The organism is Bradyrhizobium sp. USDA 327 (assembly GCF_041262065.1).
In the GTDB taxonomy this organism is placed as follows: Bacteria; Pseudomonadota; Alphaproteobacteria; order Rhizobiales; family Xanthobacteraceae; genus Bradyrhizobium; species Bradyrhizobium liaoningense.
The window spans coordinates 399,373-415,858 of record NZ_JBGCCW010000001.1 but is presented as its reverse complement, the minus strand read 5'-3'; the positions used below and the strand labels follow the sequence as shown (position 1 = coordinate 415,858).

At 59.3% G+C, this 16,486-nt stretch carries 12 protein-coding genes and 4 pseudogenes; 4 read left to right on the top strand and 12 right to left on the bottom strand.

Annotation, left to right across the window (positions count from 1 at the left end; genetic code table 11):
- The first annotated feature begins 28 nt into the window (after positions 1-28).
- Entirely contained in the window at positions 29-1,024 is a 996-nt protein-coding gene (locus ABIA42_RS01865; RefSeq protein ID WP_233465596.1) for a RiPP maturation radical SAM C-methyltransferase, read from the top strand.
- A 309-nt stretch (positions 1,025-1,333) separates the two neighbouring features.
- Here the strand turns inward: ABIA42_RS01865 and ABIA42_RS01860 are convergent.
- A pseudogene (locus tag ABIA42_RS01860) lies at positions 1,334-1,458 on the bottom strand (aldehyde dehydrogenase family protein); the annotation flags it as partial.
- A gap of 99 nt (positions 1,459-1,557) precedes the next feature.
- Positions 1,558-1,776: a hypothetical protein gene (locus tag ABIA42_RS01855; protein WP_223153707.1), complete on the bottom strand. Its 219-nt coding sequence runs from the start codon at positions 1,774-1,776 to the stop codon at positions 1,558-1,560.
- A 392-nt stretch (positions 1,777-2,168) separates the two neighbouring features.
- Here ABIA42_RS01855 and ABIA42_RS01850 point away from each other — a divergent pair, with 392 nt between their 5' ends.
- Complete coding sequence (locus tag ABIA42_RS01850) at positions 2,169-3,503, top strand: IS5-like element ISBj2_B family transposase (protein WP_041960889.1); 1,335 nt, start codon at positions 2,169-2,171, stop codon at positions 3,501-3,503.
- A gap of 376 nt (positions 3,504-3,879) precedes the next feature.
- Here the strand turns inward: ABIA42_RS01850 and ABIA42_RS01845 are convergent, their stop codons facing one another.
- The 6 genes and pseudogenes from ABIA42_RS01845 to ABIA42_RS01820 form a co-directional block, all read right to left on the bottom strand.
- A complete protein-coding gene (locus tag ABIA42_RS01845; protein WP_370091571.1) occupies positions 3,880-4,107 on the bottom strand; it encodes an IS3 family transposase in 228 nt (75 codons plus the stop codon).
- An 8-nt stretch (positions 4,108-4,115) separates the two neighbouring features.
- A complete protein-coding gene (locus tag ABIA42_RS01840; protein WP_011084772.1) occupies positions 4,116-4,415 on the bottom strand; it encodes a transposase in 300 nt (99 codons plus the stop codon).
- 205 nt (positions 4,416-4,620) lie between these two features.
- Positions 4,621-6,939, bottom strand: a complete 2,319-nt coding sequence (locus ABIA42_RS01835; protein ID WP_011084771.1) for a S9 family peptidase — start codon at positions 6,937-6,939, stop codon at positions 4,621-4,623.
- A 776-nt stretch (positions 6,940-7,715) separates the two neighbouring features.
- A pseudogene (locus ABIA42_RS01830) lies at positions 7,716-8,296 on the bottom strand (IS6 family transposase); the annotation flags it as partial.
- Positions 8,297-8,723: 427 nt separating this feature from the next.
- Positions 8,724-8,864, bottom strand: a complete 141-nt coding sequence (locus ABIA42_RS01825; protein WP_154694111.1) for a hypothetical protein — start codon at positions 8,862-8,864, stop codon at positions 8,724-8,726.
- A gap of 116 nt (positions 8,865-8,980) precedes the next feature.
- The gene (locus ABIA42_RS01820; protein WP_162130978.1) at positions 8,981-9,151 is read right to left on the bottom strand and encodes a hypothetical protein; all 171 of its coding nucleotides are present in this window, start codon (positions 9,149-9,151) and stop codon (positions 8,981-8,983) included.
- A gap of 75 nt (positions 9,152-9,226) precedes the next feature.
- Between ABIA42_RS01820 and ABIA42_RS01815 the strand changes: the two are divergent.
- A pseudogene (locus ABIA42_RS01815) lies at positions 9,227-9,433 on the top strand (IS256 family transposase); the annotation flags it as partial.
- Positions 9,434-10,128: 695 nt separating this feature from the next.
- Here ABIA42_RS01815 and ABIA42_RS01810 read toward each other — a convergent pair.
- Positions 10,129-10,866: a hypothetical protein gene (locus ABIA42_RS01810; RefSeq protein ID WP_014497847.1), complete on the bottom strand. Its 738-nt coding sequence runs from the start codon at positions 10,864-10,866 to the stop codon at positions 10,129-10,131.
- A 293-nt stretch (positions 10,867-11,159) separates the two neighbouring features.
- On the opposite strand from ABIA42_RS01810, the pseudogene ABIA42_RS01805 reads away from it, so the two are divergent.
- Positions 11,160-11,489 (top strand): annotated as a pseudogene (locus tag ABIA42_RS01805) (IS256 family transposase); the annotation flags it as partial.
- A 281-nt stretch (positions 11,490-11,770) separates the two neighbouring features.
- On the opposite strand, the gene ltrA reads toward ABIA42_RS01805, so the two are convergent.
- From ltrA to ABIA42_RS01790, 3 genes are all read right to left on the bottom strand, one after another.
- The gene (gene ltrA / locus ABIA42_RS01800; protein ID WP_370123670.1) at positions 11,771-13,039 is read right to left on the bottom strand and encodes a group II intron reverse transcriptase/maturase; all 1,269 of its coding nucleotides are present in this window, start codon (positions 13,037-13,039) and stop codon (positions 11,771-11,773) included.
- Positions 13,040-13,539: 500 nt separating this feature from the next.
- Positions 13,540-13,731, bottom strand: a complete 192-nt coding sequence (locus ABIA42_RS01795; protein WP_014497849.1) for a hypothetical protein — start codon at positions 13,729-13,731, stop codon at positions 13,540-13,542.
- Between the two features lie 17 nt (positions 13,732-13,748).
- On the bottom strand, positions 13,749-16,115 hold the full coding sequence (locus ABIA42_RS01790) for an LPS-assembly protein LptD (protein ID WP_370115719.1): 2,367 nt from the start codon (positions 16,113-16,115) through the stop codon (positions 13,749-13,751).
- Positions 16,116-16,486 lie beyond the last annotated feature (371 nt).

The window sequence follows — 16,486 nt, the reverse complement described above, 5'->3', positions numbered from 1 at the left end:
GCTAGTGCCCCGCGCCGTGATCGAGAACATGCGTGACCTGCCGCTGCCGGATTTCTCGGACTATTTTGCGGAGGTTGAGGCGTCGCTCTACGCCGACCGCATCCATGCTGGGCTGCCGATGGAGTTCTCTCGCGGCTGCTGGTGGGGCGAGCGCAGTCATTGCCTGTTTTGCGGGCTGAACGGCGGATCGATGACCTACCGCCAGAAGCCCGCGGGGCAGGCCGCAGCGGAGATGATTGAGATGTCGGCGCGCTACGGCTCGTCGCGCATCGAAGCTGTAGACAATATTATGGCCATTGACTACCTTGAAAAGGCGCTCCCTCACCTCACCGCGCTACCCGAGAAGCTCGCGATCTTCTTTGAGGTCAAAGCCAACCTGAAGCGCCACGAAGTGGAAAAGCTGGCTGCCGCCGGCGTCCGCTGGATTCAACCGGGTATTGAGAGCCTGGATACTCGTGTTTTGAAGCTGATGCGCAAAGGAACGACCTCAGCGCACAATGTTCAGCTGTTGAAGTGGTGCCGTCAGTACGGCGTGCGGGTCAGTTGGAGTTTATTGTGGGGCTTTCCCGGCGAGTGTGATGCATGGTATGCGGAAATGGCCTCTTGGTTGCCGTTGCTGCATCATCTGCAGCCGGGACCTGCGGTACGCTTGCGATACCAGCGCTACAGCCCCTATCATTACACAGCTGAGAAACATGGACTGAAGCTGCTCCCGGCCGCCCCCTATCGCTACGTGTATCCGCTGTCGGAGCGCGATCTCTCGGAACAGGTATACTACTTCGAAGACAGCGAAGACCACGATGTCGGCGGCCATTTCAAACCGCCCGGGGCTAAATGCCGTCGCCAAGGGCATCGATGCCTGGCTGAAAGCCTGGAGGGGGCCGACTTTCTCTATGCTGTCGATGCAGGACAACGGCGACGAAATCATAGTCGAGGACACGCGAGCCATAGCAATCGAGCGCGAACACCGCGTCAGAGGCCTCGAGCGAGAAATTCTTCTGGCCGCGGACGAAGGCTCGCCTGAAACTCGCCTGTGCGATCGGCCGGGCGCGGCGAATGTAATGCAGGGCGAGATTGATGAGGCGATAGCTAACATGATCGCCCGCAAACTGATCGTACGGCTTGACGCGCGGCTGGTTGGGCTCGCGTTATGGCATCCATATACGCCAATCCTTCCCCTGACTGCGTTCCCTGGTGGCTATCTCGACCGACGCTCCACGCCAGTGGCCCTCCCGCGCGAATAAGGAAAACTGCGGTGTGCACTTCGCAGGGCCACACCCCTCGCCTGTCTCCTTTGCTTGGCGCTCGCGCCAGCCTTGTCATTTTTTTCGCCCGCGTCGTTGAGCACAATCAACGGCGTCGAGCCCAAAGCTCCAACATATATGGTTTGAGATATTTGGCCGAAGCGGCGGCGATAATCGCGCCAACCCTAGTGGAGCCGATGAAGTTTATGCGGCGTTCGTTCCGCATTAGATAGCTTAAATATGCGCTACGAACTGCATCGCTCGATTTTCGTAGACTACTTCATCGGGCGAAAAGGAGAAACCGCATCGAACTTCAACTGTTTGACACAGGTTGCAGCTGCCAAAGCGTCGTGTAGTTTATCGGTTCGATCATCGGCTGTAATCGATCCAACTGCTTCGCCGCGTCCAGATCGACACATAGACTTACATTCGTGAGCGACGATGTCGTCACGACTGCACCATCATAAAATGCAGGCAACCCGCGCATCGTTTCGATGCCGGGGCGAATCCCCTTATCGTCCTCGATCATCATTTGCCGCATTTCCAAATTTATCCGGCGGACATCGAAGAATAGAGCCCCTCACGATTCACTGCATCTCCCTTAAGCTGTAAAACGATATGATGAACCGGTCCACGATTGCTATGCCGACGCGTAGGGTCAGGGCCTCGCTCGGCCGCGAAGCTTCTCGTCGGGCTGGTCAACGCTGGATTTGGAGTGCCTGTCAGGTTCCATGGCTCGATTGTTCTGATCCTCACCAGTTGTCCGTGAACAAGCCTCCAAGCACTTGATTGAGAGTCTGTTTTCCGGTTGCGGCGGCATTTGAGATTGCAGGGGATTGGGGCTTCACAGCAAAAACCTGCAATTTCGATTTTGGATTTCCCTGCCGCTGCGAACCGTGATTCTGTGCTGCATCGGAGGGACCGATGCGACCAAAGAAGCACAGGACGACAGGCTCGAACGATCTGTTCCGGTCCCGGCTGGACCAGATCATCAACATGCGACACGAGCTGGTTCTGCTCGCCGGCAGGGTCGATTGGGACTGGATCGACGGCGAGATCGCGCCGCTCTACAGCGACAACGGCAGGCCGGGTATCGCGACCCGCTTCATGATCGGATTGCTGCTGCTCAAGCACATCTACGAGGGGGTGTGCGAGCGCTGGGTCCACGATCCGTACTTCCAGTTCTTCACCGGCGAAGAGTTTTTCCAGCACGTTTTCCCGCATGAGCGCTCAGACCTGAGCCACTGGCGCAAGCGGCTCGGCGACAAGCTGGAGCGGTTGTTGGCCGAGAGCCTTCGCGTGGCGCACGCGAGCGGTGCGTTGCGCAGCCAGGACCTCAAGCGGGTCACGGTCGACACGACCGTCCAACCGAAGGCCATCAGCTTCCCGACCGACGCCAAGCTGCTGCATGCAGCGATCCGCGGGTTGAACCGCCTGGCGAGGAAGCACGGGGTCAGGCTCCGGCAATCCTATGTTCGCGTGGCCAAAAGCGCGGCGATGATGGCGGGCCGCTACGCTCATGCCAAACAATTCAACCGGCATCAGCGACAGCTGCGCATCCTGCGCAGCCGGCTGGGCCGGATCATCCGCGACATTCGCCGCAAGACCGAGGGCCAGGCCGCATTGGAGGGGGCATTCGCCCTGCCGCTGAGCCGAGCCACCCAGATCGGCTCGCAGCAGCAGCGCCAGCGCGGCTGGAAGTTGTATTCCTTCCATGCTCCGGAGGTCGAGTGCATCGGCAAGGGCAAGGCCGCCGCGCCCTATGAGTTCTGCGTGAAGGCCTCCATCGTCACCAACAACCAAAGAGCTCCGGGCGGCTTGTTCGTGCTCCACGCCTGCTCGCTGCCGGACAACCCCTACGACGGTCACACCCTTCGCAACGTCATCGAGCGCACCGAGAGCCTCACCGGCTGCCCGATCGAACGGGCCTATGTCGACAAGGGATATCGCGGCCACGACACACAAAATCCCCGCCGCGTCTTCATCTCGGGCCAGAAGCGCGGCGTCTTCGGCGTCATCAAGCGCGAGCTACGCCGCCGTTCCGCCATCGAGCCCATCATCGGACACATGAAGAACGAAGGTCACCTTGGCCGCTGCTATCTCAAAGGCCGCGCCGGAGATGCCGCTAACGTTCTCCTCTCGGCCGTTGGCCACAACCTCCGCCGTGTCCTGGCTTGGCTCAGAGACCTTTTGTCCCTCTTCCTGCTCTCACTCTGGCCAACGCTCAACTGTCCAGTTCAGCCCAATTCGGCTTATTAACGATCGACTCACCACGCTCATTGGAGAACGTAGAGGTTTCTCAACCTCCGAGCTAAGCTCGGATCCTCCGCGCGAGCTACGGAGGGTTCAGTTCGAGAAGCTGATTGACGCGCTCGAAAACAACAGCCCGGCGAAATCGACACTCACCTTTGCAATTTACCGGCCGAGCCAAGAGCCGCTTCGAAGGCATTGCGTTGGTCAAGTGTCCAGAGATCTCAGAATGGGGCGCTAGCTTCCGAGAAGCTGACGAGCCTCGGCCCAATGCTTGGTTCGATGTTGAGAACGCCGTCGAGTTTTAACCGGCAGGGGTGCTAGCGGCAGCAACAGCTGAACGGTGAATGTCCCGTATGATCTTCCCCCAAAAAATTAGACGGGTTTAGGCGACGTTTAGCTCCATCTCGATCGGGGCGATATATCCCACGGCGGAATGGAGCCTTGTTCGGTTATAGAAGCCCTCGATGAAGGCGAAGATATCACGCTGGGCGTCGGCGCGGGTCTTGTAGTTGCGATGATGAACGAGTTCGGTCTTCAAGGTATGGAAGAAGCTATTGCGCCTCCAATAAGCTGACGGCCGCTGCCCTCCCGGCCGCAGAGAATAGCACAAGGCTGTTTCTAACCCGCGCAGCGTGCAACGGCTCTGGACAGTTTTTTAAAATGTCGCGCTCGTTCGGTCTCCTGGCGCAGCCGGGCGATCTCCGAAGCCTGGTCCGCCGACATCGGCGTCACCTGCGTGGTGGGGCGCCACCTCGCCGATGCCGGCTCCTGCCGGAGCTTGTCGACCCAGCGCCGCAGCACCGAGTCGCGCAGACCGAGCTCCTTGGCCACCGACGTGACCGTGCGACGGCTGGACACCACCAACTCGACGGCCTGGCGCTTGTACTCCTCGGTAAATGACCGACGTTGACGTTCCATTCGACACCTCCGGGCTCAATGAGCCTACTACAGGTGTCCACTCATTCGGAGGAGGTTCAGCGCCTGTCCCAAAACTCCCAAAGAGTCATAGATGACTGTGCTTTTGCTTACTAATGCTGAGAGACAAGCGAAATCGGAGGGCGCTCGTTCGAGTCGCCACGGCGTTGGACCTAAATGATGATAGCTCTTCGCGCAATCATGGCCCTTAATTGGGTTTCAGCAGCTCAATCGGTAGGGCGTTCCAGTTAGGTGGTATCTGCCCAAGAATATTGCGAACGAAGAAGTCCAGAAGCTTGAGCTCGCTATAATTGCCGGGCGCTCCGTGATCTGCACTGGGTACCACAAGCATGTCGAAGTATTTTCCTGCCTTGATGAGCCGATCAGCCATCTGGAAGGTAGAGGACGGATCGACATTGCGGTCCATTTCGCCGACAACGAGCATCAACTTACCCTGTAGTCTGTGGGCGTTGTCGATGGCGGAGGACAGCGAATATTCGATACCAACCGGCCAACCCATCCACTGTTCATTCCACCATATCTTGTCCATCCGGTTGTCGTAACAGCCGCTGTTAGCCACCGCCACCTTGTAAAAATCAGAATGGAAGAGCAGCGCGCTCACCGCGTTCTGCCCGCCGGCGGACCCGCCAAAAATGCCGACGTTCGAAATATCGTACCATGAATACTTCGCGCTCGCCGCCTTATGCCATAGAATCCGATCGGGAAAGCCGGCGTCCTTTAAATTCTTCCAGGCAATGTCGTGGAACGCGCGCGAGCGATTGTTCGTACCCATTCCATCGATCTGAACGACGATAAACCCCATTTGGGTGAGCGGCTCAACCAAGGCCGAGAACGACTTCGGAACGAAAGAACCCGTAGGGCCGGCATAGATGTTTTCCACCACCGGGTATCTCTTGTTTCGATCGAAGTTGAGGGGCTTGTGAATAACCCCCCATATATCGGTCTCGCCGTCCCGGCCCTTGGCATGGAAGCTGAGGGGCGGCTGCCAGCCGGAGGCGATGAGTTCCGAGATATCGGCGCTCTCAACCTGCATCAGCTCGGCATTATCACTGGCGCGATACAGCGCCAAGCGCGGCGGGACATCGATGCGTGACCACAGGTCGACATAGTAGCGGCCGTTAGGCGAAAACTCAATGTGATGGTTGGCCGGTTCAGGAGTGAGCGCGGTCAGTCCGTTCCCATCGAAGTCGACACGGTAAGCATGGACAAAATAGGGATCTTCCCCTTTGTCCCTCCCGCTCGCACCAAACCAAATCTGGCGCTTGACCGGATCGACGTAGTAGACCGCGCGAACCACCCAATCTCCTCTAGTGATCTGGTTTTTGAGCTCGCCGGTTCGGCCATCGAAGAGGTACAGATGCTCGTATCCATCGCGCTCGGACGCCCAGATGATCTCCTTTCCGTCCTCAACGTCGTAGCGGAAGAACTTTCCAGTTTTCTGCTGGTCCATCACCAGAGGCTGGTAATCGATGAAGGTAATGCTGCGCTCATCAATCAGAGAGCGCACCTTACCCGCAGCAGCTTCCACCTCGACAAGTCGATAGAGTTGGTGCCCGCGCTGATTATACTCGAAGGTGAACCCGCGACCATCCTTCCACCACTTGATCGGCGAAAGGTGGTAGGGATTTGGAAAGGAAGCATTGTCGATTTCAATCTTGCTCTGCATGATGATGTCAAACAGCACCGGCTGGAGCAGCGGCAAGGCATCACCCGGCTTCGGATACGTCATCGTCGAATATCTAGGTTGAAGCTCGTCCGTCGGGGACGATTCGATGTAGTGGATCTGACGTTTGTGGCCTGGACGGATGCGGTAAGCCGCGAGGTGACGCGAATCTGGAGACCATCTTAGCGTCGAGAAAGCATAGTAGTTGCCTTCCGATCCGTCCCAGGTCAAAGGGATGTCCTGCAAGCCGTCCTCGCTGCGCAGGAAGATATTGTATTTTGTAGTATAGGCCAACCATTTGCCGTCAGGGGATATGCTTGTGTTCTCCGGATCGTTCTCCGCGGGCGGAGTGGGGTCATAGCCCATCTGTTGATGGACGTCCGGGTGCATGGCATTGGCTGTGCAGCCATAGCTTACGAGGTCGCATGTCCACCGGGTGTTGTCGATGTTGAAGGTGATCATGCGAGCATCGTCGGCCAGCTCGAAACGGTCGAACGGCAGATTGTCGGCCTTATAGTTCTCGAGGCTTGCCCTGGCCAGCGCCGCCGCGAGGCGGGTATGATCAAAAGCCGGCTGCTTTCCGCCAGTGGCAGCATCGACCTGCATGAACTGGTGCTTGCCTTGAGTCGTCCGTCGGTAGACGAACGCTTCGCCCTCTGCGAGCCAGAACGGAACGTCGGGCATATTGACAGTGAGCTGGTTATATTGAGCGCCGATCGTTAGCGCTCGCTCGTAATCGGACGGCACCAGCAGCGGCTTTGCAATGTTGTCGGCCGGAGCCTGCGCGGCTGCCAATCCCTGCTGACCCAGCAGCGCAAGCATGAAAGCGCCGAGCTTGTACATGATCGTTCACTCGTCCTCGTTGTGTGGGGATAACGGAGGCTGGGGTTGACCTCACGAAATTGGCGCAGCTGCGTTCAGTGTCTCCTCCAAAGCCCAGCACTGACCCTTGCGCACAAAGCGTCCTAAACGTTGCACGCAAGTCTTGGGCCAGAATCAGGCTCCGATCTCCCAGACACCTGAGTGGGCGACTGGGCGGCACGGTCTAAAGCTGTGATCACCGCTCTGGCCCCCGGCCAGGGATGCAGGGGTATGGACGACGTCGCCATAGATAGATGGGCCTAGGGGTCACTGAAGATGTCCGGCATAGCCGCCACCGCCGTGCACGCCAATATAATTCCCGGTCCAGCTCCACAGTGTCGGATGAAACCTTCACCGCTGGATCGAGATCCGCCGAATTCGCGCCACCGCAAGCGGCAAGCGTAACTGCTGCCGCGCCCCGTATAAGAACTCCAGGTCGCATATCACCTCACGAACAACACATGTGCGCGCCATCCGCAACGACGTTCGATGTCGTGGCGTCGCTTCTACGCCCCTGGTGGTGAGCAGACTCCATGCCAGCGAAGCGATGCGCATTCCCGACGGCTTCCGATAGCTATGTCGCTTACGCGACAAGGCTAGCGATTGTTGAGGCAAGCCGTATGTCTGACCTCGAACACACCAGAACGTCCTGCCGTAGCGGCCGATCAGCTTTGCGGGCTGCATCTCGGTCTTCGTCGGCCATGATGCAAGAAGGCCAAGGAAGAACGTGTGGGCGACGCATGGATGGCATCGTCAACTTAATCGACCGCCGAGACGAAGGAGGCGATTTTCAAAGGTCCGAGATTCGGCGATAGCGCTTGTCGCGGAGATTTCGCGCCAAGTCGCAAAGGCTCGTTCGCGCGAAGCACGACGGAGGTCGGCGGCGACAGCTCCGAGATAGGGGATGCGGAAACGTTCGCGACCTGATCGTGAACTGACTAAAACCGTTGAGCCTGATGGGGCGCTTTGAAACGCTTCATGATCCGCTCGCGTCGCCGCGTCTGCCGATGAGAATTCTCGGCGCGATTGTTGAGAGTTTTGTGCGGGCGATGTCCGACGTGAAAGCCCATGCTCGCCCTCGCAGCGCCGTACGAACGGAGCTTGTCCGTGATCATCACGCGCAGCGGCGTGCCGGCGGATTCAAGCGCTTCTTCATGAGCCGCTGCGCAGCGCGCGAGTCTCTTCGGGGCTGGATCAAGACGTCGAGAACGAAGCCATTCTGGTCGACAGCGCGCCAGAGCCAATGTTGTTCGCCCGCGATCGAAATAACGACCTCGTCCAGATGCCATTTGTAACCGCGAGCGGAAGCGCGCTGGCGGATGCGATCGGAGAACGCCTTTGCCATGGTCGGTGTTGTAAATCTCCGGCGTGCCGTACGTCGCCGCGCCTCGTCCAGAGCCGCCACGCAGAACGAGACGTCCATCGTATTCGACAGCCGCCACGCCAGAACCGCACGGCTCGCTCAGTCGATGATGGCGACGAGATAGAGAAAGCCGCGGCCGATGGGCAGATACGTGATGTCGGCCGCCCACACCTGGTTCGGCCGGTCGATCGTTCATGTTGCGCAGCAGATCGGGACAGAGATCTTGTGGCCCGGCGCCGGCTTTGTCGTGTTCGGCTTCGGTCCCAGCGCGGCGATGCCCATCTTGCGCATCAACTGTTGCACGCGCTTGCGATTGACCGCAAGCCCCTCAGCCTCAGCATCGCGGTCATTCGCCGCGAGCCCAGGAATGGCCAGGCGGTGATCAGCTCGTCGATCCGCTGCATCAGGGCAAGGTCGTTGAATTGGCCGGCTGTAGCGGCCGGTAGACGCTAGAACGGGCGATGCCGAGCAACATGCATTGCCGACGGATCGACAGCGCCTGGTCGACGCGCTCGAGCATTCCTCGACGGTCCGGCGTGCTCATCTTCCGGACCTCCGCGCTAAAAACTCGCGCTCGACCGTCAGTTTGTCCGATCTTGGCGTGCAGCTTCTCGATCTCGCGTTCGCGCGTTTCCTTCGCTCTCGCGCCCGACACCCACGTCAAAAGCCGGGCCGCCTGGTCCAGCAGCTGCTTCTTCCAAGCATAGATCTGGTTCGGTGAACCTCATAGCGCTGGGCCAGATCGGCAGCCGTCGCCTGCTCCCGCACCGCTTCCAGTGCGATCTTTGCCTTCAACACCGCGTCGATCTTCCGTCGCGTCTTCTTCGTCATCATGCCCTCCGTCGATCAAACGGAGCGGCCCTTTTCCAACCTGGCCTCTCGTCCCAAAACCGGGGTCCATTTCAGGGCACCATTCGCCGGGTCACGCGCAACGTCAAACGCCGGCGGGATGCCGGTATGACCTTGCGATGGGTCGCGGCCGGCATGATCGAGGCCAACAAGGGTTTCCGATGATTGAAGGCGCATAAGAAATCGTCGGTTCTGCGTGCGGCCCTTCAAGCTCACCACGATCGCATGACGATCAAGCCCGTTGCCCACGTCACGAGCGCGGCGCTCAACAGCGATCGGGACATCTCCCGCTACCTTCGCTCACGAAAGGTCGCGCAGCGGGCATTGATCGTTCTCACCCAACTCGGCGAGGTGCGGAATGGCCCGTTTCAAGAACAGTGCCGAAAGTTCGGTGGTGATGCGAAAATCCAAAATTGCGTATTTCGCTCGCTATTTCTTTGAGCTTGTGAAAAACGGGCGCACTGCAAGGTAGGAGCAGCGGCACAGCTTTCGTCCGTTAGAATTGCTGGTCGTCCCACGACATGTTTCTCTCCTCGGGGGATTGCGAACGAAGATCGAGGGCGACTAGGCGAAGAGTCCACTTCTCGACGTCGCCCCCGCAACAAACCACCCAGCCCCCGACGGGCTGCCCACGCAGCGTGAGCATTGTGCGAATCGATTTTCGTCCGGTGCGATCAGCTCCACATGTTTGCTAGGGAGCTGTCGCATTGCCTGGCCGAAAATGTTCCTGAACTGAGTTGTTGCCTCACGTAATTTTCTCTCCACCGCTGGTAGCGCCAGATCCGTCACCTTTGATTGTTCTCGCAGCGGCTCCAAGGCGATCTTTGCCTTCAGCGCTGCTTCGATTTTCCGTCTCGTTCTTCTTCATGGTCTCCGTTTATCAAAACAAAACGGCATCCGCACCATCTGAGCCGCCGGTCCAGAATCCGAGGCCACTTCACCTCACCGACCGTGGGTACTCACCTCGATGTCAGGGTCCAATTATTGAAGTTGAAGTTCATCCCACCTGGAGAGGAGGTGATCTCAACGCCGTATTGGACGTTGCCGACGTTTATCTCCCCAAAGTACCCTTTAGACTTGATCCACTGCAGGACACTCTTGATATCCACCGTCCCACTGTTGGTCTTCGAAGTGCGCAGGAATGAGATGACCTTATGGTGATTTTCTCCTTGAAACACGTTCCAAGTCGCTCCGCCTACATCGACATTTGTGTAGATCGGTATCGCCGCCCCGGAAGAAGCGTACTTGTAAGAAATGGGCTTGACGTTGCCGCCACCATCGGGATTGCCGGTGTAATTCGTCCAGAGCATTATCTCATACTGATTTGAGCTATCCCAGATATCGTAGGCGACGTCCCAGGCGCCGCTAGTCGGAACTTCCTGATTGAAGTTCGAGATCAGAGTGTTGATCGAACTGAGCGGTTTGCCGACATTGAAACCCTCGTGGGGATAGCTCTTGATGCCACCAGTATCAGGCTGGTTCGACCACACCCCCCACTGGTTGACAGCACTCACCGAGATAGTCTGGGGTCCTGCGCCCCTGCCCCATACGTCGTTGTTCCAACTGTAGCCATCGATTGAAAAGCTCCCGTATTGAGCGCTCGAACTCCATATCGGAGCTTTTGCCGATATTGGCACAAGCGCAACACTGGCCGCACTCAGGGCCGCAAACACCTTTAGCTTTGACACGCTCGCCATTCTCAATCTCCAACCTGACCTTTGCCCGCTCGCCCCTCGCAAGAGTTGGGCCATTATGCGCAGAGCCAGACGTGCTATTTTTCTCGCGCTCCGGGTTGCGTTCCCGACAGGCTGGCGGATTTCAGACAGGGTCCCGCCGCAGGATTGGTTGGAATTGAAAGCGGCGTAGTCTCTGAGGTGATCAACCTCGAATCATCCGCCGTTTGGAGCGCCGGATCGGAGACCATGCCATGACCAGCAATGTCACAAAGATGCATTTCCCCGCCGTGTGAAAGAGAGACGGCTCCGCAGCTTTTCGAAATTGGTTCGATCCGGTTGAAACGGCGGTGCGGAAACCAACGCGGGAACTCATTAGAGGAATTGCTCCGCAGCGAGCTCGATGCGGCCCTTGCGCGGCCGCGCTACGGACGCGGCATGAAGGCCGGCCATGAGGGAACGCCCCGTTACGGGCATCGACACGGCAGCCAGCCGCGGTCGCTGACCGGTAGCTTCGGGTCGATTAAAATCGCGGTCCCGCGTGCGCGGCTTGACACCCGCGATGGGGGACGACCGAATGGAAGAGCCAATTGCTGCGGGCTTGCAAGGATCGCCTCAGCCCTGCCGAAGTAGACATCGACAGGAGTGAGGTTGTCGATGCTCTCATGATAGCGGACGTGATTGCAGTGTTCGACGAACCGGGACGAAGCGCATGGTATTGCGCGCGACAGCTTCGCTGATCGCCTCTGCGTCGGCAGCATCAGTCTTCCCGCGCTTGAGTAGAGTCGAGGAGAGGCGCGGTGATGCGCTTGTTGCGCGTTCCGTTTCCTCTCCCCGCTCATCAAACCGGACGTGCGGTTTTCCCGCATCCGGCTTTCCGACAGGTTTCGTCACAAGGCGCACGTCGGCGACACTTTGCGCACGCGGTTCAGCACAAGTACGCCAGGGTTCCCATAGATCTGATCAGAGAGCCACGTCCTGGCGTCTTATGTCGTCTGCGCAGAAAGGCGAGCACGCGGTCAAAGACGTGTCGATCAACGGCCTGATGAGCCGTAGCAAGCGAGCCATAGCTGAAGTAAGCGGACCAGCCGCGCAGAAGGCGGTTCAGTCGTGCTTGTACTTCGGGCCAAGCGCCCTTGTTGCCCGGCGTCAGCAGTTCGCTGACCTTCCTCTTGATCCGCAGCACGCTTTTCTTCGACGGAGCCGCGCCAAGATACCACCGCCCCCCATTGCGGAAGTGGCGGGGTCCGAGCGTGTACCCAAGGAAGTCAAAGCTTTCCAATCGGGCATTCTTCACCGAGGTTTTAGTCTCGTTGAGTGTCAGCCCAAGCTTGGTCATCACCGCTTTCGTCCACGTCAATGCGTCTTCCGCGTGGCCGCGGCTGAGAATGACGAAGTCGTCGGCATAGGAGATAATCTGGCCATGGAATGCTTCACACCGACCGCTGAGACGCCAATGCTTCAGGAACCGGTTCATGTAGATGACGGAGAGCAGCGGACTGATGACACCCCCCTGTGGCGTGCCACACTTGTTGCTCTTACCGCCGCTCATGCGCCGTTTCCCGTTGCTATCCCGCTCCTCGACCGGTACTCGCAGCCATAACTTAATCAGCCGCAGCACATTCCGGTCGACGATGCGTCGGGCCACCGATTTGAGGAGGTCCGAGTGCGGTATCGTGTCGAAGTATTTCGACAAATCGGCGTCAACAACATCTGTGTAGCCCCGGCACATAAGCCGGTGCACTTCCTTGACGGCATCGACCGCGTTGCGGCGCGGGCGATATCCATAAGCTCCGTCCTCAAAATCCGCCTCGAAGATCGGTTCCAGCACGATCTTTGCAGCAGCTTGGACGACCCGGTCCCGGATTGTTGGGATACCGAGCGGACGTTCGCCGCCGCCGGGCTTCGGGATCATCACCCGCCGCACCGGATCGGGCCGATAGGTCTTCGTGACGAGTTCATCGCGCAGGCCAGCCAACCATGCTTCGAGTCCCGACGCGTCGATCTGTTCGAAAGTTATTCCGTCCACTCCCGGCGCACCCGCGTTGGCGCGGGCCAGCTTGTAGGCATGGCTCAGAATGTCCTCGCGGCAGATCTTGTCGTACAGCACGTAGAAGCGGAAGGCAGGCTCCGCCTTCGCCTTACAATAAAGCTTTCTCTGAAGGCTCCTGATCTTATCGGGCGTTTCAAGGCTCATCGCCAATCTACCCTTTCCCTCGCCATCTTCAAAAGCGCACCTGAAGTCAGGGTCCTTTCCTCCGCCGGAATTACCCGGTTTCATCGGTACCTTTGACCCTGTCCGACTCCCGTCCGGTCCATCGACTACTCAATGCTGAAGGCGCGACCTTCGACCAAGACGGGTCTCCCCCGATTACCCGTACTACCTTTCCAACGTGCCGTGCCCATTACCCCGGTGAACCAGACAGGTGCGTGCGTCGATTGCTTCCCTGTCCGCACGGCCTTCCCCGCCATACGATCGGGTCGGCATTCACATCGTAACTTTCGAGGCGTGCTCAGGCTTCACTCACGTTACGGCCCGCTGGATTGCTCGGCCGCCTAAAGCGACCTTTGTCACGAGGCTTCGATCCGTCCGATTGCTCGTCCAAACCGCTCGTCAGCTACCAGATCAATCGACAACTCTCTGGGTGGATCCTTCCTCCACTGGTAATACGCGCCGTCGGGGCGCACCGAATGGCTTCACATATTGAGGTAGCAGCAGTTTGACGTCATGACCCAAAGCCGCGATCTCGCGCGCCCAAAACCGACATGGCTGAAGTGGAACAGTTCTGCGCGTTCGTCGAACTCGAGCTTTCCCAGCACAGCCGTGACCGCCTGCCCGCTATTGCGCGCCTCGGTCGTGGTGGTGACGTCCCCCGACGTGACCCGCATGCGCCGCTATCCGTGCCTCAGAAGCCGATTGCGATCGTCCCGAATGTTCGTAGACCTATACTTAGCATGTAGGTCTCATTCAAGACGGGGGGCACGCCGCCTACCGTATAATTGTAGGATTTCAGATAGTTCAATCCCAGCACCAAGCAATCGTCGACATAGCCGGCACCGACCACATACTGGTTGATCTCGTTGGCCTCGAGGTCCCAGCGCGCCGAGCCCGTGACCACCCAGTTGGTCGCGACCTTCAGCGAGCCGGTGGTGAGGATGCCTTCGCGGCGGGTCAGATAGCCGAGCTCCGGCTGTGCCGCGTAGTTGCCGTACATCACGCTGATCGACCAGCGATCGAAGTTGGCGCGGCCTTCGGCCTCGAAACGCTGGACGTTCCAGGTCTGCTCGTCCATGCGGGAGCGGACGCTGAAGGTGTAGGTGCGGTTGGGCGAGTAGTCGATACTCGCCACGTAGTCGGAGCGGGGCTTGTCGAGACCGGAATCGAGGCCCGTGTTGATGGAGTCCCGGACCGCGTAGGAGTTCATGCCGAACAGCTGGTAGGACTGGCCGAACAGCACCTTGGCCGCGCCGCCCTTGTCGAACTGCGTGGTGGCCTGCACGCCGACATTGGCGCGGCCGCCGCCCTCGACGCGGTCGTAACCGGAGAACTTGTCGACGCTGAACAGGTTCGACGTTTCGAATACAAAACTCTGCGCATCCTCGTTGGGAAACTTGCCGGCATAAGTCTCGTTCGGGCGGATGATGATCTGCGCGATCGGCTCGACGGTGGTCGAGCCCCAGGGCTGAACGTTGATGAAGGGATAGCGGTATTCGAGGCCGACCGTCGGCATCAGGCGGAATGCCTGGGTGTCGCCGACCGGTAGGTAGTTCGACACGCCCGGCTGGTTCGAGACCGAGGAGTTGATTGCATCGGCGCGCAGGCCGGCGAACGGCGTCCAGATCTGGCCGAGCGGGTCGGTGAAGGATTTGCGCCACTGCGCTTCCGCCGACAGGCGGGTATAGGTGCCGGGGAAGCCGCGCAGCAGGCACTGCGATGGCGTGCGCGCGAGCGGATCGGCCGACGCCGTCGTGCACAGGCTGTTGGTGTTGGCGAGCGTGGTGATCGGATCGAACACGGCGCTGTCACGCGACAGGTTGACGGAGTTGGTCTTGTAGCTGAACTCGCCGCCGAACACCGGATAGTTGAGCACGTTCGAGTAGTCGATCACGGGGTAGACGATCGGGACCTTGTCCTGGTTGCCCGAGAAGCTCCGCCAGTACATCGTGCGTGCGTCGAAGAAGCTGCGATTGCCGGCGCCGGTCAGATAGAGCTGCGAGACCGCGTCGGTCGGCAGGTTCAGGAACGAACCGAGCGGGTCACGGTACTGCGACAGGCGGTAGTCCGAGAAGAAATAGTAGTCGGACATCACGACGCCGTCCCAACCCCAGACCCATTTGTCGTTCAGCGCGAACTGACCCTTGGTCTCGACGGCGCCGCGGAACTGGCGGTCGCCGGGCTGGCCGGCGAGTGCGCCGGGGTCGAGCTGGTCGATGCCGTAAGCACGGATCTGGTAGGCGCCGCCCATCAGGCGCTGGCGGAACTCCGCCTGGAACAGCACGCCCTGCCTGGAGGTGATGCGCGGGTTGAAGGTCACGTCCATATCGGGCGCGATCGCCCAGTAGAACGGGACCTCCACGCCGTAGCCGTAGCCCGTGTTCGAGGTGAAGCCCGGCATCAGGAAGCCGGACTTGCGCTTCACGGTCGGGTCGGGCGTCGAGAAGTAGGGCATGTAAGCGAGCGGCACGCCGAAGAACTCGAGCTGCGCCGTCTCGAAGTACAGCATCTTCTCCTGCTGGTCGTGGATGATGCGGGCACCCTTGACCTGCCAGAGCGGTGGCTTCTTCGGATCGTCCTTGCACGGAGCGCAGGCCGTGTAGACGCCGTTCTCGAACACGGTGTAGTTGCCGCTGGAACGGTCGGCGCGCGTTGCGGCCATCCGTGTCCGGTCGGCGGTATCGACCCGGAGCGAACCGACGAATCCGTCGCGATAGTCGTCGGACAGATCGATCGTCTCGGCATAGGTGATCTTGCCCTCGGCATCCGTCATGCGGATGTTGCCTTCGGCATGGAGCCGCTTGGTCTTCTGGTCGTAGGCGACCTTGTTAGCCTCGACGCTGGTGCCGTTGTAGAACAGCTGGACGTTACCGACCGCCGAGATCCGCGAATTATTGTAGTCGTAGACGACCTCGGTCGCCTGAACCAGCATCTGGTTGTCGTTGGCGGCCTTCGGCGGCTTCGGACGCGGCGGCTGCGTATTGTAGGAGACGTTCTGCGCCGATGCCTTTACGACGGGGCCGAAACCAGTCGCGATGACAACGGCTATGGCAAGCAAGCAGTCGCAGACTAGCGACGTGAAGAGCCACGGATCGTGCCCTGGCGCAACCGCAGTCAGTTTGTGACGATGCGCAGCCACAGCCACTAACCTTTCCGTCGGGTCAGCAAGGCCAACAATCTGATGAAGCGGCCAACGCAGACTGGCGGCCAGACCGAAGTCTCCAGTTGCATGAACTCACACTTACTTGACGTCCTGATACAACTAGCCACAACAGCGAGCAGGAAAATGGTGAACACGTTACCTTAAATTCTCGGCATCGAGCCGTAGCACTGGCTCCAGCCCTCTTGCGGTTGCGCAGAAACCCTCGGCAATCGACGCGAACCGCTACGCTGAAATCTCTTCAAGTCGGCCTCGCTTCGGCCCAGGGA